The following is a 19969-nucleotide window of genomic DNA, read 5'->3' as shown; positions in this document are numbered from 1 at the left end:
ATTATGTAGTCTATATTAAAGTACATGTTCTGTTTGCGAAGATAATAAGCGGTACCAATCAACAATAGTTGGACTCTCTGCTAAATCCGCAAAAGTGATTTCTTTTCCTTCTCGACGCCACTTCTCTACTAAACTCATAATTCTGACCGAATCAAGTCCTCTATTTAATAAATCTTCATCAACTTCAATGCTCTCTACTGGCTCACGGAGTAGTTGTGCAACTAGTTCATGCACTTCCTGTAAAGTGATGCCTTCACTCTCAGCACCCTTTAAACTTTGTAAATCTTTTAACAGTAAGTTTGTTGATGTCGTTACTGCACATCTATTAGATGCATACTCCAACGCTTGTTTATGATGCTCTAATGAAAAATCAGCAACTGCATCTGCTACAAAAAATGGCTCTATACCATCCATAAATGCTTCACAAGCTGTTAAAAGGCAGCCGATATGCGCATAAATACCGCAAATAATAAGTTGATCTCTTCCCTGTTCATTTAAAATTTCTAATAGATTTGTCTTTTTAAATGCACTATATCTCCATTTTGTCAGGAATATATCATCTTCATCAGGAGTAAGTTCATCGACAATTTTCTTTTTGTCTGGTCCAGCAGGAATACCGTCACCCCAAAAGTCTTGTAATAACCCACGTTGTTCTAACGTTTGTCCACCAGGTTGTGCTGTATAAACAACTGGTATGCCAAGTTCCTTACATCTTTCTCTTATCACCTTAATATTTGAAATTAGTTCTACTTTTGGCGATTCTTTATCGCTATATGCATCAAGAAAGTATTCTTGCATGTCATGGATTAGAAGAACCGCACGTTTCGGATCTGGCGTCCAATTCACTTTATTTTTTGGTAGTTCTGATTCAATTGGCATTTTATATACTGAAATAGATGGGATAGCCATCTAATCACTTCCTTCCGAATTTTAATAGTTTTTTATCGTTTTACTGTAATAAGTTTTTCAGCAATGGTTTTACGTAATTCTTTTTTGCTTACTTTTCCAACACCTGTTTGCGGGAATGATTCAATAAATTCAATTCGATCTGGAATCTTATAAGCCGCTATACCACGTTCTCTTAAAAACGTTTTTAATTCACTTACAGTTGGAGCTTGTCCGCGAGCTATAACAAAAGCGCAAGTACGTTCTCCTAAATAATCGTCAGGCATAGATACAATTGCTACATCATGTACTGCATCATGTGCTAATAGATGATTTTCAACCTCTTCCGCAGCAACCTTCTCACCACCACGGTTAATTTGATCTTTATCTCTTCCTTCTACAATGATGTAACCTTGTTCATTTACTTTTACAAGATCACCTGTGCGATAAAATCCATCCTTTGTAAATGATCGTGCATTATGCTCTTCTGCTTTATAATAACCACGAATTGTATATGGACCTCGTGTTAATAAACTACCTACTTCACCAGGCTTAACATCATTATCATTTTCATCAACAACCCTTACTTCATCGAATGTAGACATCGGTCTACCTTGTGTATGAATAATGATTTCTTCAGGATCATTTAATCTTGTGTAATTTACTAACCCTTCTGCCATACCAAATACTTGCTGTAACGTACATCCAAATGTAGGGTGTATACGCTTTGCAACTTCAGCACTAAACTTAGCACCACCTACTTGAATCACTTGCAGGCTCGATAAATCGTTATTGCGAGAAGATGCCGCATCAAGCCATATTATTGCTAACGGTGGAACGAGAGCAGTAATCGTAACTTTTTCTTTTTCTATAAGAGCAAACGCCTCATCTGGACTCCCTCCAGTTGCCAACACTACTTTTCCACCCGCATAGAACGTTCCAAGTGTCCCTGGAGAACTCATCGGGTAATTGTGTGCTACTGGAAGAACTGACATATAGACGCTCTCTGTATTTAAATTACAAATTTCAGCACTAACACGTAAACTATAAATATAGTCATCATGCGTTCTAGGAATTAATTTAGAAAGTCCTGTTGTCCCTCCCGATAATTGGAGAAACGCAACATCACTTGGCTTTACTTCTGGTAATGGAACGAAATCTATATATAGATCACTTATGTTCACAAACTCTTCTTCTTCTCCCACTACAATTACATGTTGTAAATTGGGCACTTTTTCTTTTACTTCTCTTGCTAGTTTTCGATAATCAAAGCCGAGAGCCTTATCTGAAATAACGTAAGCACTCGCCTCACCAAACTCACAAAAATAACTAATTTCACTGCTTCGATGTGAAGGTAGTGCAAAAACAGGAAGTGCTCCAATGCGAAATAGCGCAAAGCATATTTCGAAAAACTCGATAATGTTAGGTAATTGGATTACAACTCGATCCTCTTGCTTTAATCCTAAATTCAGTAAGCCTGCAGCTAAGCGATCTACTTTTTTATCAAGCTCACTATATGTTATATGCGTATTACCACTTATAACCGCAATTTGATCTCCATATTTTTCAGCACGCTCTCTTAACAACGAACCAAATGTTTCTCCAAGCCAACATCCTTCTTCTCGATAACGATTTGCAAATTCTTCTGGCCATTCCGTATAACCTGTTAACATTCTTTCTTCCCCCTATTTTTCATTCAGCGAATTATCTCTTAGTCCTAAAGCCTTCAGCATTGTTTGGAACTTAGCTGATGTTTCTGCTAACTCATCTTCTGGCTTTGATTCAGCAACAACTCCCGCTCCTGCAAATAAACGAAGTGTATTTTCTTGCACTTCAGCACAGCGAATTGTAACAATCCATTCACCATCTCCATTTAAATCGCTCCATCCTAGCATTCCTGTAAAGAATTCACGGTCAAATGGCTCAATTTTTTGAATAGCCTCTCTCGCTTCTTCCATCGGCGTTCCGCAAACTGCTGGCGTAGGATGAAGAGCAATTGCTAATTCCAAAGAAGTAGTATTTGGATTCTTTAGTTCACCTTTCACTTCAGTAGACAAATGCCACATCGCTTCGCTATGAATGACAGATGGTTTTTCAGGAACATGTAATGTATGACAGTACGGACGAAGCGCTGCAGCAACTGCTTCCACTACTACCGCATGTTCATGTAAATCTTTCGGAGAAGAAAGTAATTCCTCTGCTCTTCTTTTATCTTCTACTGGATCATCACTACGTGGTCTTGAACCAGCTAACGGATTAGAAATAACTTGCATACCATTACGTGAAACGAGTAATTCAGGACTTGCTCCAATTAACGTCTTACTTTTCTCGTTTTCATCTTTCGGTAAATTAACAGCAAATGTGTAGCCATGCTTATTATGTTCTGCTAATTCGCGAAGTAGTTTTTGTTTATCAATCTTCTCTGAAGATTTAACATCTAACGATCTAGATAGAACGATTTTTTTAAAATCTCCGTCCTGAATTTTTTCTATCCCTTGCTTCACACCATTCATATAAACTTCAGGATCTGGAACCGGTGTCATTTCAAATGTCAGTTTCTCATTTCGTTTTATCTCATTTGTTGTCTCCAAATGTAAACGCTCAGTAATTCTGCCATATTCCGGTACAATAAGTTGAACTTCTTTTCTACGATCAAATGGCAAAGCACCAACAACGATAGGATTCGGATTTCCTGCTTGTTTTGCATTACTTAATACCGCCTTTACAAGCTCTGGAAAGCTTTCGATTTCACTATGTTTTACTGTAGTAAACTCTCCTTCTGTCAATATCGTTCGAGTTGGCGAAGCGAAAAAGAACGAAGATTCAGTCTTATAATCTTCTAATAATTTTTCTGACAGTTCCTTTACGGCTGTAAGTTCATTCATAGTATTAAAACCTCCTGAATTTTTTATCCCGCATTAACGGGCAGTAAGATCCGCACCTCAAAATTCAGCGGAAGCAAAGAAGTTAGGTGGGGATCAACTGCCCGTAAAAGCCCGATTGGTGAGGGCTGATAATCAGTGGGAGATGAACAAAACCCCCACTAATTAAAGTTTCACTTTATTAAACTCCTAATGTAGCTCCGCCATCGACACATAAATTGTGCATTGTAATATGACTCGCTTTATCAGAAGCTAAAAACAATACTGCTTCAGCAATTTCTGAAGGTTGCGCAATTTTTTGTAACGGTATACCGAGTCTATATGTATTTTGAGAACCAGCAATTATATTTTTAGCTCCATTCTCATCAGCCCATAGTAATCTTTGCATTTCAGTTTCAGTAGAACCTGGAGAAACTAAGTTGCAACGGATATTGTACGCTGCAAGCTCTAGCCCTAAACATTTCATAAACATTGTCGTTGCGGATTTTGATGCAGCGTACGCAGCCATCTCTATTCTCGGAGTATTTGCTGCATTTGAACCAACTGTAACAATTGCCCCTGACTTCCTTAACATCATATGTTTACTTACCGCTCGGGACATATAGAAAACGCCTGTAGTATTTACAGAGAATGTTTTATTCCAATCTTCGTCACTTAAAGAGTGAACCGCTCCCATGCGTAAAACACCTGCAACATTGATTAAAATATCTATAGGACCTAAATCATTTTCAATACGTTCCACTGTATCTTCAACAGTGGAACTGTCACTCACATCTATTTGAAGGGTCTTAATACATCCATCATTTAATTCATAATGATTTAAAAGCTTATGAAGACCTTCGTTATTTTGATCGATAGCAACTACCGTGGCACCTCTCTCTATAAACATTTTCGCTACAGACATACCTATACCTTGGGCTGCACCTGTTACTACAACAGTCTTCCCATCAAATTCCCTGTATTCCATTGTCTCTACCCTTTCTTTACAAAAATAAAGTTAACCATATTAAACAGAGTTGACCTAGTTACTGATAATGATTTTCATTTTCAATAACTTTCGGTAAAAAAATAATACACTTACTAAACTAATTGGTCAAGTATGTTTTTTATTACATAATCATAGAAAAGAAAATAAACCGACTAGTTGATAATGATTTTCATTTTCTTTATCTACACCGAAATGATAATGTTTCTCAATACACTTGTCAATCTTTTTTTATTTTTCAGATAAAGTATTTTTACGTTTCTATATAAGATTGCATCTATAAGGGTTAAAAAGTGCTTTAATTAAATATTAAATCCATAATTCCTTCTCATCTTTTTTGAAATTCAAAAAGAAAAACTGCAGATTTCTTCATCTACAGTTTTTCTTTTCTCAATATTTTTCTGAAAATATCTCATTTTACATCTTTCATTTCTCAATGAATGTCATGTATATAATCTAAGATTTAGTAAAAATTTCATATATTATGTATCACTTTATAATATTCCAGTATAATCCACCGAGATAGTTTACTCGCTTTTTTATCAGGAAAATTCCGGAAATCACAAAGGCTAGATAGAGAAAATCAATTAAAAAATAATTCATAAAGAAAACAGAAAAGTGGTTTAGCATCCACTTCCCTTTCGTAATTTTATTATATACCGTAAAAAAGCACCCTATTTAATAGGGTGCTTTTTAGTTATAGTAGTGTAATAGAAGATTTATATACTTACGCTACGCTGCGATAATCTTCTTCTTGTTCTTTTTTCTGCTTAGGTGCTTGGATTAAAAGTGCAATAATAAATGACACGACACATAATACGCCGATCACCATGAAGGTTGGTTTGAATCCACCTAGAAGTGCACCGATAAAGGAACCTGCGAGCGCTCCAAATCCAAATCCTTGATACACAATTCCGTAGTTTTTACTATGGTTTTTCATACCGAAGAAATCACCAACAATAGCTGGGAAAATAGTGATATTTCCACCAAAGCAAAACGCTACACTTGCTACACAGACGAAGTAGATACCATAATTTAAATCTACGAAACTTAGAACCAAGACTGAAGTCGCCATAACAACAAAAGTACCAGTAACGATTTTTAAACGGCCGATTTTATCTGATAACGGTCCTAGAATGATACGACCTAATGTATTGAAGATTGCAACCATAGCCACCGCATTAGCTGCTGTTGCTGCGCTAAGCCCTACAAGTTGAACACCGATGTCTTTTACCATGCCAATTAAGTATAAGCCACTCATACATGATGTAAATAACATAATAAATAATAAGTATACTTGTTTTGTGCCTAACATTTCTTTCGTTGTATATTCCTTAGTTTTTGTTTCCTGAACTGCACCTTGATCAGCGGCTTGGTGGATTAAACAAGCGCCAATCACAATCATAGCTGTAACAATTAAGCCCCAGTATATAAACGCTTGCGATACACCAACTGAATCAATTAATTTTGCGTTTATGTATTTAAAAATTAGGCTACCCGTACCATATGCAGAGACAGATATACCCGCGATTAAACCTTTACGCTCTGGGAACCACTTTATTAAATTGGATAGTGAAGTAATATATGCTGTACCATCTGCGTAACCTACAACAACTCCTGCTAGTACATAAAGCAATATTAATGAGGAAGCTTGTGAGCTAAGAATTAATCCTAGTCCTAATGCTAGTCCAGCTATCATAATAAGTTTACGAAGTCCCCATTTTTCTTGCAATTTACTCGCAAATAAAGTTGAAAACGCTAAAGAAAGGCTAGTAATTGAGAAAGTTATAGCAACAGCGTTAAGACTCCAACCGTATTTACTCACTAAGGGCTGATTGAACAAGCTCCATGTATATATCGTTCCAAGCCCCATTTGTACTATGACTGTGCCAAGAACAACAAGCCATGGATTAACCGATGATTTTTTCATATCATCTCTCCTCCTCTTTCTATTTCAATGCTATTCTCTAAATATGCTTTTTTTATTTTCATTTTCGCCACCTCATTCGATTTAACAACTTCATTGTATAGGATGTCCTTGCTTATGTAAGCACTTACAAGATAGAGCGTCAAAAATATGGAATCAGTTACAGAAAACGAAGGGTGAAATACAAAAAACTATTTGTTAAATACGTAGCAGCTTTTATAATGTTTTACATCAATACGACTTATGTGTGTTTTCATATCCTCTTTTATACAAAGTCATGCGCCCTGTTACACCATGGCTGGACTCCAAGATTTTGATTATCTGATATTCTTTTTAACTCTCCAGCTTTGTAACATGTTGCACCCGCATTCCTTGATACAAGTCATTTAATTTCCTTATAAACTGGCTTTTCGTTACAAGGCTTGTGCTCAAGAATCCCACTCTTTTTGTATTTCCAATTACGTACATAAAAATAGAAAATATACAATCTATTTACATAATGTTGCGCTTTCAGTTTATTAAACAACAAATATTTTATTGATAAATAAAACTAAACATTCACTAATATATCTATACGTGGTTTAATATATATAATAAACAAACATTTCTGTCTTTTATAAGGAGGTACTATGAAAGCAAACGTAGGGGATACTATACTATTTCAACGAAGTAACTTAAAGATTACAGGATCTGTACTAAAACTATACACTGAATCGGTCTTAGTTGAAGTTACAGATGTGAGCGGTGGTACTTTTGAATTTGACCGAACAATTGTAAATCATAAAAACTATAAAATTTTAAATGCAAATAAATAAAACAATACAAAATAGCCCCTGCTTAATAGCAGAGGCTATTTTGTATAATAACACTTCATTAGTTTATATATCCTAAAACACTAACAATCTTGCTTGCTTTTAAATTATTAATGTAATAATAAATTTCTAGCCCTCTTCTCTCAGCTCTTAACACTTTACCTTTCATTTTTGATAAATGCTGCGAAACAGTCGATTGAGGAATATTTAATATTTCCGTTAATTGTGTTACATTACAAGTTTTACGTGCACTTAATTCATTTACGATTTGTAATCGTATTGGATGCGCCATTATTTTTAAAATATCCACATCTTCTTCAGTTACTAAACTTTTTTTTATCTCGCTCGTATATGTTGTCATAAGACATTCCCCTTTTATTTGAAGTCCTTTTTATTTATAACTGCTTCTAAATAAAATGATATCTAACACACAATTAAGACCCTTATATAGGAATAATTGGATTTTCACTATTTAAAAACAGCAATGTTATAAAATTTTATTTATTTTGTACATATACATAATATAATTTCAATTTGTGCTGTATGTGAAGTTAGCATAAATTTAGGGTGAAGATTTTTCAAATAATTAAAACGTTTTTTGATACTATAGGATTCATATAATTTTCTATATTTTTTTACAGAACTAATAATTCTACCTATAATTAACTATCTAGCGTTTTTAACACATGTTAGGCAGTTGTATATACTATTGCAAAACACATTATTATTGGGGGGGAATTATAATGCCTACACCTTTACAAGAAGAAGTTGAAGAAGCACGGGAAACATATGTCAGTCGTATCATATTAGTCGGTGGATCAGCTTTATTTTTAGTAGGTGGTGTTATATCCGCAATTTCGGCCTTTAAAACTTATAATCGTTTGGAGAATACGCCGCCTTCTACAGATAACTCATAGGTGAATTATCTAATTCTGAATAACAAATAAATGCCTCCTCAATACAGAGGAGGCATTTATTTTATCATAAGTTCTATACTAAAGAATCGCAAATAATATAAATTACAATTGAACTTACTTCACCACAAACCTCGTCTGACTACACCCATCCTTCTGCTTCGTTACTTCTAATACAGCTGGCATTGCATTTTTCAGTTCTTGAACGTGTGAAATTACACCGATAAAGCGGCCTGATTTTTGTAAGTCAATTAGGGTGTCAACCGCCTTCGTTAATGACTCTTCATCTAATGAGCCGAATCCTTCATCGATAAACATCGTTTCGATGGAAATACCACCTTCATATGCTTGGATTACGTCTGCCATTCCAAGTGCTAAGCAAAGTGATGCGTTAAATTTCTCACCGCCAGATAATGTTTTTACATCTCGGGTTTGACCTGTGTATGCGTCATATACATCTAAGCCTAATCCACTTTGACGGTTTCTCTTTTCAACTCGCTCACTTCGTTTTAAATAAAATTGTCCATTTGATAATTTACGTAATCGTTCGTTTGCGATTTGAACGATTTGTTCTAGATACTCAATTAAGATGTAACGTTCAAAGGATATACGACTATCGTTATCCCCTTTCATTACTTCATATAAATCAACAAGTTCTTGGAATGCTTTTTCTTCCTCATGAATTTGTTCATCAATTCGTTTAATGTTTTCATGTAAATCCGTAATATATGCTACGGCATTATGAGCACGTTGTCGTTTTTCTTTAATAATATCAAGGTTAATTTCCAATTCCTTCACTTGCTCATCTAATGAAGAAATGTCCATATACTCTTTATCTTTTAATTCTACCTTTAATTCTTCAATTTGTTTTGTAAGTACTTCTAGAGACGCGTAGTAACTTTGGATTTCTTGTTGTAACTTATCCATCTCAGCACCATTTAATTTAGCTGCTGTATATGTTAATTGATCTGTAAATCCACTTTGTTCTAGCTCTTTCATAAAGCGTGTGAAAGTCTCTTCTTTCTTCTCTTTTGCACTATTAAATTGATTAGAAGCACTATCATGTTCTGCTTGAATACGTATATTTTCATTTTGCCAATGTTGATACGCTTCTTGTACTTTCTCCCATTCATCTTCCATTAACCTTAGTTCTTGCAGAGCTTGGTCAAACTGTACTTTCCAAGCTTGTACCGTTTGCAAGCTTTCCGGAATATTTTGCTTATCATGTTCATATGACGTACGAAGCTGCATACATTCCATTTCAGTACGGTGCTGTATTGTTTCTACTTCACGCTTTTGTTTCTGGAGTTCTTCTACTTTTTCTTCTACGTTTTTTATATTCACAGCAATTTGCTTACGCGTTTCTTCACTTGCTTTTAACGCATTAACTTCTGCTGCTAATTGCTTTCCTTTTTGAACGAGCGCCCTATACGTTTCTACTAATTCTTCTGCGCGATAGCCTCGCTTTAACACTTCTTCTATCACTTGTTCATATTGAACTCGATAGAAATTCCACTTTTCTTCTAATTGAACATGCGATTTTTCCGCAACGTTTTTCTTTTCTCTTAACCCATTTAACTCTTTTTCATCAATTGCATTACTTTGCTCTGTAGCTTTTTTCGGATGATCCATACTACCACATACTGGACAAGATTCACCATCATGTAAATGAAGAGCCAATATACCAGCTTGTTCACTTAACCAGCGGCGTTCCATATTTTCATACGCACTAACTGCCAGTTGCATCTTATGAAACGCAATTTCTTTTTCTTGCTCGTATTTTTGTTTTTCTTGCCATACATCATATGCCTGCTTTAATACTTTTGCATCTTCTCGCATATTCGTTAGTTCTTCTACTTTAGCTACATATTGTTCAAGCGCTATTTCTAATTGCTGTAATTCGTCAGACATTCTTTGTTTTTCATTTGTATGCACTTCTAGTTGTTCATCTAACTTTTGCATACCTTCTTTTAAATTCCCTATTTGAATTTCAGCATTTTGCAAATTTAACTTTTTCTCAGCCAATGATGCAATAATTGGTTGTAACTCTTCTAGTCTTTGAACTTGTTTTTTAGCGTTTTCTCGCTCAGATGCCTTATTCTTTAATGCTTCATATTTATCCTGAGCAACTTCAAAACTGTTCATTATATGTTCTTTTTTTGCGATTATCTGTTTTAACAAACCTTCAGACTTCTGTTCATGTTGCATCGCTTCCTCATACCATTGCTCAAATGGTAATAATCGCTTCGCCTGTTCCGCATGTTTAAAAGATTTTTCTTTCATTTCGATTACTGCACGGTTTTCTTGTAAAATACTGTATTTCTCATTCTTTTGTGCTAAATCTTTGAATTTCTCATTTACAGCTTTTGCTGTATGAAAATGTGCCGCTGCTTCTTTTAATTGTTTTGCTTTGTCATTTTGTTCTATGTGTAATTGCTCAACCTCTGCATTGTAGCAAATTGTTTCTTGTTCTAATGCCTCTACAACTTGATGTGTATTTACATGCTCTTGCTCTATTAATGTCTCTAACAATGCTCCATCACGTATTGGTAATTTAAAAACATTACGGAAATATAGCTCTCGTTCTTTTTGTTTTTCTTGTAAGACGTCTTTCCATTGTTTCCGTTTTTGGTCTAGTAACTCACGCATTAACTTATAACGATCTGTTTTAAAAATACGACGTAAAATCTCTTCTTTATTTTCTGTTTCAGACGTTAATAGTTTTCGGAACTCTCCTTGCGGTAACATTACTATTTGGCTAAACTGATGTTTACTTAATCCAATTAAATCTTCAATTTTATTATTTACATCCGTTACATGAAAACGATCAACACAAGGAACCTTTTCTTCATTAATTACTTCATATAATTCAACTGCATGTCCTGTAATTGTTTTATTCCCTTGTTTTTTATGACCAAGTTGTCGTTTTATTTCATATCTTTTCCCTTTTAATTGAAAGGTTAATTCCACACTTGTATAAATATTATCATCAGCAAATTGACTACGAAGCATGCTTGTATCACTACGCTCTTCTCCACTAGCTTCTCCATATAATACGTAACAAATCGCATCAAAAATCGTTGTTTTTCCGGCCCCTGTATTACCAGAAATGGCGAAGATACGATGCTCTCCAAGATCATCAAAATCAATTACTTCTTTCTGTTTATAGGGTCCAAATGCTGTCATAATTAGCTGAATCGGTCTCATCCTCGTTCACCTTCCCGTTCTTGCACTGTTTGTAATACCTCTATAAATAGACGTTCTTTCTCTGCTGATAACTCTAACCCTTTCATTTCTTTATAAAAGGCTTTTAAAAGTGATAAATCATCCGTTTTATGTCTTGAAATAGTTACTTCATTTTCATCTGTGAACTCTCGTCTTTGAATAGATCTTTCAACATGCATTGCATTTGGGTATACAGAACGTATTTTTTCCATTGGCTGCAAGACTGGATTTTCGTCTAATAATTTCACAAATACATAATCCTCATTTAATGGATGATGCAATAAATCATCTATTTTCGCTTCTACTGTACGCATTTTACGACGTGGTGTAAGTAAACGCTTTTCAATTGTTGTTTCACCATTTTCATCCAGTTCCACAATATAATATCCTTTTTTATGTTTTTCTTCAGAGATAGAATAGGCGAGTGGCGAACCTGAATAACGAATTGTCTCATTACGTACAAAATGCGCTTGATGTAAATGACCAAGCGCCGTGTAATGAAACTTATCAAAATAATGGCTATTTACATATTCAGCTCCACCAATTGAAAGTGGTCGTTCCGCATCACTTGTATTTTCCTCTGCCTCTCCTGAAGAAGTTACAAATGCATGTCCTACAAATACATGTCTCGCTTCTTTATCCATCGTTTCAGAAAGTTCATTCATAAAAATACGCATCGCATCATCATGAGAACGAACATCTTCATTTTTCAATATATGTCTAACAATACTTGGATCCGCATACGGAATGAGATGGAAATGAACCTCTCCGTATTCATCATTTAAAACAACAGGATTATATGGAAACTGAAATTGTCCAACAATATGTAATCCTTGTTTTTTCATTAAATTACTACCAAAATGTATACGGTCCGGACTATCGTGGTTTCCTGCAACTGCGATTACTGGTGTTTGTAACTCAATAACTATCTTTTGTAATACATCATTTAATAAGTCTACTGCTTCTGTAGGTGGAATTGCTCGGTCATATAAATCTCCTGCAATAATTACAGCATCCGGTTTTTCTTCTTCAACAGCTTGTACAAACTGATCTAACACAATTTTTTGATCTTCAGTCATATATACACCATGAACAAGCTTACCTAAATGCCAATCCGCTGTATGAAAAAACTTCATATTATCCTTCTCCTTTTAGTTTACTGATTGTAGTGAAACGAGCTGATAGTTTAGTGTAGTTTTTCCGTTCTCCCATTCTAACTTTTGGACAATTGCACTACCGATTCTTTCTTCGTTTGATTTATATAAAGGCAATATTTCTTGAACAGTAAATAGATGATAACCATCTAAATTTAATTGGAATAAATTATCTTCTATATGTAATCTTACTTCTTTTTCATTTGAAATAATTTTTGTGTGCATCTCAAATTTCATACTAGATACAACCCCTTTTTTCTAATCTCTACATTTTAATAGTATAGTGGTCATGCAAGATTGACAAGTAAATACACCGCGATGTACATACTTTTTTAATTATTAATATTTTATGTTTTTTACATAAAATACGGTATGTGAAATTTTCAATCTACAAAAATAAAAATGCCATTCAGGCATCCTTATTTTTGTAAGTACTCTTTCATAACATAGTACAATACAGTTATTAAGACAATCGCTACAAAAAACGCAAATACGGCCACTACATACCCATCTTTATTGAGTAAAAAACATATGGAAATAGATATTATAAAAATCGGAAACACGAGACGCACCTTATCCTTCACTTCTTCTGTCGTATCTGTATGATGAAAATACTGTGTAATTCCTACCATAAGAGATGACAAAATAATTACCGACAATAGTAAAGGTCCTGGCATTCCGATCTCTCCTTTCTCTATTTCTAATTATATACAAACCCCACTGTCTTTAAAAGTTAGACAATTCAGCTTTTTGATCTTTTCTACATCCACTCTTTAATAGATTGTTACGCCACGCATAATAACTCAATATAAGTTATACATATAATAGCGCCTTCAACACTATAATTCCAAATAATTGCGCTTACAGTAATGTTGTAATATTCCTCTTCATTCTTCAGAATCCTGCAAATATAACTCGTCAAAATATGCGTAGTACATATTAATCCTTATAGCGCCAATATTAGACAAATTTATAAAGGACATTTCATCATGTATCAAGAAATAAGAATAGGAAGATATGTAAGGGAGGATTTATAATGACTGAACACGTTTTATTTTCTGTTAGCGAAAACGGCGTTGCATTTATTACTTTAAACCGTCCAAAAGCACTTAATTCTTTATCCTATGACATGTTAAAACCAATTGGGCAAAAACTTAAAGAATGGGAACAAGATGATCAGATTACAGTTATCGTTTTAAAAGGAGCTGGAACGAAAGGTTTTTGTGCAGGTGGCGACATTAAAACGCTATACGAAGCACGTTCAAATGAGATTGCATTACAGCATGCAGAACAATTTTTTGAAGAAGAATATGAAATTGATACATTTATTTATCAATATAAAAAACCAATTATCGCTTGTTTAGATGGAATCGTAATGGGCGGTGGTGTTGGTCTGACAAATGGAGCTAAATATCGAATAGTAACAGAGCGTACGAAGTGGGCAATGCCTGAAATGAACATCGGTTTCTTTCCAGATGTCGGTGCTGCTTATTTCTTAAATAAAGCTCCAGGATCTACTGGCCGATATGTCGCTTTAACAGCATCCATTTTAAAAGCTCCTGATGTATTATATATAAACGCTGCTGATTATTTTATGACATCAGATTCATTACCAAATTTCCTTACCGCACTTGAAAATGTAAATTGGAATAAAGAAGATGTACATACTCATTTAAAAGAAGTTATTCGTACATTTGCAACTACTCCAAACTTAGATGGCAATCTTTCTTCTTCATTAGAAGAAATTAATTCGCATTTTGCATTCGATACAATTGAGGGAATCATTCAATCGTTAGAGAAAGATCCAAGCTCCTTTGCCCAAGCAACGAAAGAAAAGCTATTATCAAAATCCCCTGTTTCATTAAAAGTAACATTAAAACAGTTTATCGATGGCCAAGAAAAGTCAGTTGAAGAGTGTTTCGCGACAGACCTTATACTCGCTAAAAACTTCATGCGACATGAAGATTTCTTTGAAGGAGTACGCTCCGTTGTAGTTGATAAAGATCAAAATCCAAATTATAAATATAAACAATTAAGTGATGTTTCAGAAGAAGATGTAAATCGTTTCTTTAACTTACTTAACGCCTAAACAACGAGGCCATATATTGTAGCTTACTCTCAGCTACTCTATATGACCTCTTCTTTTTAGTTAAATAATTTTAAATATAATTTAATTTTATTAAACTACAATGTATGTTAAACTAACGTTAATCGAATTTTCTAAAAACAACAAAGGAAGGCGGATAACATTATGGAAAATTATTTTTTGTTTATTATTATGTCTATATGTCTTATTATTCTACCCGGTCCTGATACAGCAATGGCTACGAAAAACACATTGGTTGCTGGCAAAATCGGCGGCGTAAAAACTGTTTTTGGTACTTGTGTTGCGCTTTTAATTCACACTTTAGCTGCTGTAATTGGTCTTTCAGCACTTATTGTAAAGTCTGCTCTTTTATTTTCTATTTTTAAATATGTTGGTGCTGTATATTTAGTCTATATTGGTATTAAAGCCCTTTTAGCAGTAAGAAACACAGAAGACTTAAATACAAATGATGTTCCAATAAATAATGACAATAAACATACTTCTTGCTTTCGCCAAGGGTTTCTTACAAATTTACTAAACCCTAAGGTTGCAGTTTTCTTTTTAACTTTTTTACCACAGTTTTTAAACCCAAATCATAATACATTTATACAACTTCTCGTTATGGGACTTACTTATCTCATTTTAACAGTCATTTGGTTTGCTTTTTATATATTTTTAATTGATAAAATTAGTGCTTTTATGAAAAAACCAAAGACACAGCGTTATATTCAAGGGGTTACAGGACTCGTCTTAATTGGATTTGGTATTAAGTTAGCCTTTGAAAGAAATAATTAATACACAATAAAAAACCACTCTTTAGAGTGGTTTTTACATGTAACAACTTACATACTATTTCTTAAAACCAACGCTCAGTTACGACTTTTTTGCGTGTATAAAATTGAACGCCATCCGTACCATTTGTACCAAGATCTCCAAAGAATGAAGCTTTGTTTCCTGCAAATGCGAAGAATGCCATTGGTGCTGGAACATTAACGTTTACACCGATCATACCAGCATCGATGTTATCACGGAATGTTTGTGCATGCTTACCATTTGAAGTATAAATAACAGCACCATTCGCAAATTTCGATTGATTTGTCAGTTTGATACCTTCTTCTAGATCTTTAACTCTTACAACACTTAATACTGGAGCGAAAATTTCATCTTGCCAAATTTTCATTTCTTGATTTACACCATCAAAGATCGTTGCACCAACAAAGTAACCTTCCCCAACTTCTTCATTGATTTTACGGCCATCTACTAGTAAAGTTGCTCCATCTGCTACACCACTATTAATATAGCCTAAAACACGTTCTTTATGAGATTCACGGATTAATGGTCCAACATAATTATCTTCGTTGAAACCGTCACCTACTTTTAGCTTTTTCGTCTCTGCTACTAGTACATCGATGAATTCATCAGCAATTTCATCTACTACTGCTACAACAGAACATGCCATGCAGCGCTCTCCACTACTTGCAAACGCAGATCCAATTACACCTTGTACTGTTTTTTCAAGATTGCAATCTGGCATTACAATCGCATGGTTTTTCGCACCTGCTAACGCTTGTACACGTTTTCCATGTTTCGTACCTGTTTCATATACGTAACGAGCTACCGGCTCAGATCCAACGAATGAAACAGCTTGAATATCTTTATTTTCTAAAATGCTATTTACAACATCTTTTCCGCCTTGTACTAAATTTAATACACCTTTTGGGAAACCAGCTTCATAGAATAACTCTACAAGTCGCTCTGCTAAAAGTGGCGTTCTTTCAGATGTTTTTAATACGAATGTATTACCGCAAGCAATTGCAAGTGGGAACATCCATAATGGAATCATCATTGGGAAGTTAAACGGTGTAATACCAGCAACAACACCGATTGGATAGCGCCAAATCGACCCATCAATTCCGCTAGCAATATTCGGAAGAGCTTGTCCCATCATTAAATTTGGTGCTGATGTTGCAAGTTCTACTGCTTCAATACCACGCTGCACTTCACCAGTTGCATCCGTTAGTGTTTTACCGTTTTCAAGTGTAATGATTTTTGCAAGCTCATCTTTGTTTTCTTGTAAAAGCTGTAAATATTTATATAATTGTCTTGAACGATTCGGAACTGGTACTTTAGACCATTTTTCGTATGCCGCTTTTGCAGCTTCAACAGCCTTTTCAACATCCTCTTTTGGAGATAGTGGAACGTAAGCAATAATTTTTCCAGTCGCTGGATTCGGAACTGCTTCTACTTCCGTACCTGTTGATTCAACCCACTCACCATTAATATGATTTTTTACTCGTTTAATTTCAGTTGTAATCATTATATTCTCTCCCTTTTTATGATGTATATAAGTCTATTATTTTTGATTAGAAATTAATTGTTCGCTAACTTTCTTATATAAAGCAGCCATATCGTTTTCACCAAATCCTGCTTTACTCGCTTCTTCATATACGTTTAATAGCATTTCGCTTACTGGTAAGTGGAGTTCACCTTCCTTAGCTAAATCAACTGCAAACCCCAAATCTTTCTTCAATAAATTCACAGTAAAGCCTGGCTCGTAGTTTTCTGATGCAATGAAACTTTTATAATTACGCTCATAAATTCTACTTTGACCGTAACTTACATTTAAAATATCAAACATTTTATCTAAATCCATATTGTTCTTTTTCGCTAACGTTAAAGCTTCACTAACACCAGCTGTATAAAAACCAATTAATAGATTGTTAATTAATTTAACAGTCGTACCGCTATCAATTTGTTCACTAACATGGAAAATATTCGCTCCTAACACTTCCATGATAGATTCAGTTTTATCATATACCTCTTTTGATCCACCAACCATAAACGTTAATGTACGATTTTCTGCTCCAATTACACCACCGCTAACTGGTGCTGCTAAAAAGTCTACTTTCTTTTCCTTCGCCGATTCCTCTAACTGTTTGTTTAACTGTGGAGATACAGTACTTGTATCAATTAAAACTACGTCCGAGTGGCTACTTTCAAATAATCCTTCTTCCCCAAAATATACCGCTTCAACCGCACGAGGTGAAGGTAAACTTGTAAAAATCACATCGCATGTTTCTGCTAATTTCGAGATTGATAAACCGATAACTCCCCCTTCTTTTTCGAAGGAAGCTTCAGCCTCTTTGTTTAAGTCCACACCATATACTGTGTAACCTGATTTAACTAAATTTTTAGACATCGGAAGACCCATGTTACCTAAGCCGATAAAACCAATCTTTTTCATATCGCTTTCCTCCTATTTACACAATATATTTTCCACGATTTATAATAACTTTCGCAATTTCTCTCTTTTTCGTAAATACGTTCGTGTATAAAGGCACTAATAATTGACGGATTTCAGCTAAAATTACGTGTCTATCTTTTTCTTCTGTGACAGCCGCTGAAAGTATAGAAATTGCTGCTTCTTCTACTTTACGATAGCCTTCTTCACAAATAACATCAGTTATCATTTGTTTTGTACGCTCTTTTTCTTCACCATTTTTACTAATTGCTTTACTCGTACGTAAAAATGCTGATTCCATGACGTACACGTCCGTCAACATATTTGATAATACACGTGAATATTCTTGCTCTTGATCGATTTTTAGGCCTGGAGTTTTAGAGAGCGTTTTCAAAGATTGTTTCAACAATTTTTTCGCTAATAAAATGTAGCGATGGTTTCTTTCTACATTTGCTACATCAATTTCTACTTCAGTATTTTCTATTTGTTCGATTTGCTTCATTAACATTTTAGCTACTGTTAATCTATTAATTTCATTCGTTCCTTCAAAAATACGACTAATTCTAGCATCACGATATAATCGTTCTACTTCGTATTCTTGCATATAGCCGTAACCACCATGAATTTGTACCGCTTCATCTACGATATAAGCAAGTGTTTCAGAAGCGTTTACTTTATTAAGTGCACATTCAATTGCAAATTGGGACATTTTTTTCATAAGATCTTCTTCACTCTCATGAATTGCTTCATCAATTACACCTGCTGTACGGTAAGCTGCACTTTCCGCTCCATATGTAGCAATGATCATATTTGCAATTTTCTCTTGAATCATCGTAAAGTCTACTAATTCCGTTTGGAACTGTTTTCGCTCTTTTCCATATTGAACTGACAAACCGATTGCTTGTTTTGCTGTTCCAATATTTCCAAAAGCAAGTTTCAATCTAGCAAAGTTAAGAATATTAAGAGCTACGTGATGCCCTTTTCCAACTTCCCCTAAAACATTTTCAGCAGGGATAACAACATCTTCTAAAATAAGTGTCGCCGTTGAAGAACCTTTTATCCCCATCTTCTTTTCTTCTAATCCTATTGATACACCTTCACATGTTCTTTCGACAATAAACGCTGTCATTCCTTTATTTGTCTTCGCAAAAACAACGTATACATCTGCCATATGAGCATTTGTAATCCACTGCTTCTCACCATTTAACTTCCAAGCTGTACCATCTTCATTCAATACTGCACTCGTTTTTGCACTTAATGCATCAGAACCAGCATTTGGCTCAGTTAAAGCATAAGCACCAATCCATTCTCCTGACGCGATTTTCGGCAAATACTTTTCTTTTTGTTCTTTCGTTCCGTAATATATGTAAGGCAATGTACCTACACCTGCGTGTATATTAAATGAAACGCTAAATGCACCAGCGTAACCCATTTTTTCTGCTACAAGCCCTGAAACTGCCTTCCCTAACTCGAACCCGCCATAATCTTCTGGTACCTCAATGCCTAATAATCCAAGTTCCCCAGCTTTCTCAAATAATTGACGAGAAACGTTATAGTTATGTTTTTCAATGTTTTCAATTTGTGGGACAATTTCTTGTTTAACGAATTGTTCTGTCGTTTTTGCAATTAAATCTTCATCACCTGAAAAATCTTCTGGTGTAAAGTAAGTATGATTCATATCTTTATTGAGTGAAAAAAATTCATCCCATGGTAACTTCGTTTTTTCCATATGTATCCCCCTATCATTCGGCTTTCATAGCTTTTTTGCTTATGCTCGTCTACGATGAGTGGAATATCTTATTATTGAAAACAGAAGGCGATGATTTTTCACATCAAGCAGTTCGTTTTGCCAAAGATG

At 34.7% G+C, this 19969-nt stretch carries 17 protein-coding genes; 4 read left to right on the top strand and 13 right to left on the bottom strand.

Annotated elements, in window-relative coordinates; genetic code table 11:
- Positions 1 to 15: 15 nt before the first annotated feature.
- From LUS72_RS11640 to LUS72_RS11620, 5 genes are all read right to left on the bottom strand, one after another.
- Positions 16 to 909, bottom strand: coding sequence for an isochorismatase family protein (locus LUS72_RS11640; protein ID WP_097832025.1), 894 nt, complete (start codon positions 907 to 909; stop codon positions 16 to 18).
- 32 nt (positions 910 to 941) lie between these two features.
- Positions 942 to 2558 (bottom strand): (2,3-dihydroxybenzoyl)adenylate synthase, encoded by a 1617-nt coding sequence (locus LUS72_RS11635; RefSeq protein WP_097832024.1) that lies wholly within the window; start codon positions 2556 to 2558, stop codon positions 942 to 944.
- A 12-nt stretch (positions 2559 to 2570) separates the two neighbouring features.
- Positions 2571 to 3770, bottom strand: a complete 1200-nt coding sequence (gene dhbC, locus LUS72_RS11630) for an isochorismate synthase DhbC (protein WP_097832023.1) — start codon at positions 3768 to 3770, stop codon at positions 2571 to 2573.
- 178 nt (positions 3771 to 3948) lie between these two features.
- Positions 3949 to 4734: a 2,3-dihydro-2,3-dihydroxybenzoate dehydrogenase gene (locus LUS72_RS11625; protein WP_097832022.1), complete on the bottom strand. Its 786-nt coding sequence runs from the start codon at positions 4732 to 4734 to the stop codon at positions 3949 to 3951.
- Positions 4735 to 5479: 745 nt separating this feature from the next.
- Complete coding sequence (locus LUS72_RS11620) at positions 5480 to 6682, bottom strand: L-lactate MFS transporter (RefSeq protein ID WP_097832021.1); 1203 nt, start codon at positions 6680 to 6682, stop codon at positions 5480 to 5482.
- A 626-nt stretch (positions 6683 to 7308) separates the two neighbouring features.
- On the opposite strand from LUS72_RS11620, the gene LUS72_RS11615 reads away from it, so the two are divergent.
- Complete coding sequence (locus LUS72_RS11615) at positions 7309 to 7494, top strand: YkvS family protein (RefSeq protein WP_000646796.1); 186 nt, start codon at positions 7309 to 7311, stop codon at positions 7492 to 7494.
- Between the two features lie 58 nt (positions 7495 to 7552).
- Here LUS72_RS11615 and LUS72_RS11610 read toward each other — a convergent pair whose 3' ends face one another.
- Positions 7553 to 7852: an ArsR/SmtB family transcription factor gene (locus LUS72_RS11610; RefSeq protein WP_097832019.1), complete on the bottom strand. Its 300-nt coding sequence runs from the start codon at positions 7850 to 7852 to the stop codon at positions 7553 to 7555.
- Between the two features lie 382 nt (positions 7853 to 8234).
- Here LUS72_RS11610 and LUS72_RS11605 point away from each other — a divergent pair, with 382 nt between their 5' ends.
- The gene (locus LUS72_RS11605) at positions 8235 to 8408 is read left to right on the top strand and encodes a hypothetical protein (protein WP_097832018.1); all 174 of its coding nucleotides are present in this window, start codon (positions 8235 to 8237) and stop codon (positions 8406 to 8408) included.
- A gap of 114 nt (positions 8409 to 8522) precedes the next feature.
- Here the strand turns inward: LUS72_RS11605 and LUS72_RS11600 are convergent, their stop codons facing one another.
- The 4 genes from LUS72_RS11600 to LUS72_RS11585 form a co-directional block, all read right to left on the bottom strand.
- Positions 8523 to 11612 (bottom strand): AAA family ATPase, encoded by a 3090-nt coding sequence (locus tag LUS72_RS11600; protein ID WP_097832017.1) that lies wholly within the window; start codon positions 11610 to 11612, stop codon positions 8523 to 8525.
- Positions 11609 to 12766: an exonuclease SbcCD subunit D gene (locus tag LUS72_RS11595; protein WP_097832016.1), complete on the bottom strand. Its 1158-nt coding sequence runs from the start codon at positions 12764 to 12766 to the stop codon at positions 11609 to 11611. Before LUS72_RS11595 ends, LUS72_RS11600 begins: the two co-directional genes overlap by 4 nt.
- Positions 12767 to 12781: 15 nt before the next feature.
- Positions 12782 to 13021, bottom strand: coding sequence for a DUF2584 family protein (locus LUS72_RS11590; RefSeq protein WP_000667340.1), 240 nt, complete (start codon positions 13019 to 13021; stop codon positions 12782 to 12784).
- A 182-nt stretch (positions 13022 to 13203) separates the two neighbouring features.
- The gene (locus LUS72_RS11585; protein ID WP_001119412.1) at positions 13204 to 13461 is read right to left on the bottom strand and encodes a hypothetical protein; all 258 of its coding nucleotides are present in this window, start codon (positions 13459 to 13461) and stop codon (positions 13204 to 13206) included.
- 359 nt (positions 13462 to 13820) lie between these two features.
- Here LUS72_RS11585 and LUS72_RS11580 point away from each other — a divergent pair, with 359 nt between their 5' ends.
- Together LUS72_RS11580 and LUS72_RS11575 are read left to right on the top strand one after the other, a co-directional pair.
- Complete coding sequence (locus tag LUS72_RS11580) at positions 13821 to 14873, top strand: enoyl-CoA hydratase/isomerase family protein (protein ID WP_097832015.1); 1053 nt, start codon at positions 13821 to 13823, stop codon at positions 14871 to 14873.
- A gap of 159 nt (positions 14874 to 15032) precedes the next feature.
- Entirely contained in the window at positions 15033 to 15665 is a 633-nt protein-coding gene (locus LUS72_RS11575) for a LysE family translocator (protein WP_097832014.1), read from the top strand.
- A gap of 61 nt (positions 15666 to 15726) precedes the next feature.
- Here the strand turns inward: LUS72_RS11575 and LUS72_RS11570 are convergent, their stop codons facing one another.
- The 3 genes from LUS72_RS11570 to LUS72_RS11560 are packed head-to-tail and all read right to left on the bottom strand — an operon-like array spanning position 15727 to position 19840.
- Entirely contained in the window at positions 15727 to 17187 is a 1461-nt protein-coding gene (locus LUS72_RS11570; RefSeq protein WP_097832013.1) for a CoA-acylating methylmalonate-semialdehyde dehydrogenase, read from the bottom strand.
- Between the two features lie 36 nt (positions 17188 to 17223).
- Positions 17224 to 18114 carry an NAD(P)-dependent oxidoreductase gene (locus LUS72_RS11565; protein ID WP_097832012.1) on the bottom strand — a complete coding sequence of 297 codons (891 nt, stop codon included), beginning with the start codon at positions 18112 to 18114 and terminating at the stop codon, positions 17224 to 17226.
- A gap of 16 nt (positions 18115 to 18130) precedes the next feature.
- The gene (locus LUS72_RS11560; protein WP_097832011.1) at positions 18131 to 19840 is read right to left on the bottom strand and encodes an acyl-CoA dehydrogenase family protein; all 1710 of its coding nucleotides are present in this window, start codon (positions 19838 to 19840) and stop codon (positions 18131 to 18133) included.
- Positions 19841 to 19969 lie beyond the last annotated feature (129 nt).

The sequence above is a fragment of the Bacillus cereus genome (genome assembly GCF_025917685.1).
GTDB lineage: Bacteria > Bacillota > Bacilli > Bacillales > Bacillaceae_G > Bacillus_A > Bacillus_A cereus_AT.
The sequence above is the reverse complement of the archived record's forward strand: the minus strand, read 5'-3'. Positions and strand labels throughout refer to the sequence as shown.

What these genes read in the sequence shown, in the direction of transcription:
- LUS72_RS11605 (WP_097832018.1), top strand. Translation starts at nt 8,235, where the DNA reads ATGCCTACACCTTTACAAGAAGAAGTTGAAGAAGCACGGGAAACATAT.
- LUS72_RS11615 (WP_000646796.1), top strand. Translation starts at nt 7,309, where the DNA reads ATGAAAGCAAACGTAGGGGATACTATACTATTTCAACGAAGTAACTTA.
- dhbC (WP_097832023.1), bottom strand. Translation starts at nt 3,770, where the DNA reads ATGAATGAACTTACAGCCGTAAAGGAACTGTCAGAAAAATTATTAGAA.
- LUS72_RS11610 (WP_097832019.1), bottom strand. Translation starts at nt 7,852, where the DNA reads ATGACAACATATACGAGCGAGATAAAAAAAAGTTTAGTAACTGAAGAA.
- LUS72_RS11620 (WP_097832021.1), bottom strand. Translation starts at nt 6,682, where the DNA reads ATGAAAAAATCATCGGTTAATCCATGGCTTGTTGTTCTTGGCACAGTC.
- LUS72_RS11580 (WP_097832015.1), top strand. Translation starts at nt 13,821, where the DNA reads ATGACTGAACACGTTTTATTTTCTGTTAGCGAAAACGGCGTTGCATTT.
- LUS72_RS11585 (WP_001119412.1), bottom strand. Translation starts at nt 13,461, where the DNA reads ATGCCAGGACCTTTACTATTGTCGGTAATTATTTTGTCATCTCTTATG.
- LUS72_RS11640 (WP_097832025.1), bottom strand. Translation starts at nt 909, where the DNA reads ATGGCTATCCCATCTATTTCAGTATATAAAATGCCAATTGAATCAGAA.
- LUS72_RS11560 (WP_097832011.1), bottom strand. Translation starts at nt 19,840, where the DNA reads ATGGAAAAAACGAAGTTACCATGGGATGAATTTTTTTCACTCAATAAA.
- LUS72_RS11635 (WP_097832024.1), bottom strand. Translation starts at nt 2,558, where the DNA reads ATGTTAACAGGTTATACGGAATGGCCAGAAGAATTTGCAAATCGTTAT.
- LUS72_RS11625 (WP_097832022.1), bottom strand. Translation starts at nt 4,734, where the DNA reads ATGGAATACAGGGAATTTGATGGGAAGACTGTTGTAGTAACAGGTGCA.
- LUS72_RS11570 (WP_097832013.1), bottom strand. Translation starts at nt 17,187, where the DNA reads ATGATTACAACTGAAATTAAACGAGTAAAAAATCATATTAATGGTGAG.
- LUS72_RS11565 (WP_097832012.1), bottom strand. Translation starts at nt 18,114, where the DNA reads ATGAAAAAGATTGGTTTTATCGGCTTAGGTAACATGGGTCTTCCGATG.
- LUS72_RS11600 (WP_097832017.1), bottom strand. Translation starts at nt 11,612, where the DNA reads ATGAGACCGATTCAGCTAATTATGACAGCATTTGGACCCTATAAACAG.
- LUS72_RS11590 (WP_000667340.1), bottom strand. Translation starts at nt 13,021, where the DNA reads ATGAAATTTGAGATGCACACAAAAATTATTTCAAATGAAAAAGAAGTA.
- LUS72_RS11595 (WP_097832016.1), bottom strand. Translation starts at nt 12,766, where the DNA reads ATGAAGTTTTTTCATACAGCGGATTGGCATTTAGGTAAGCTTGTTCAT.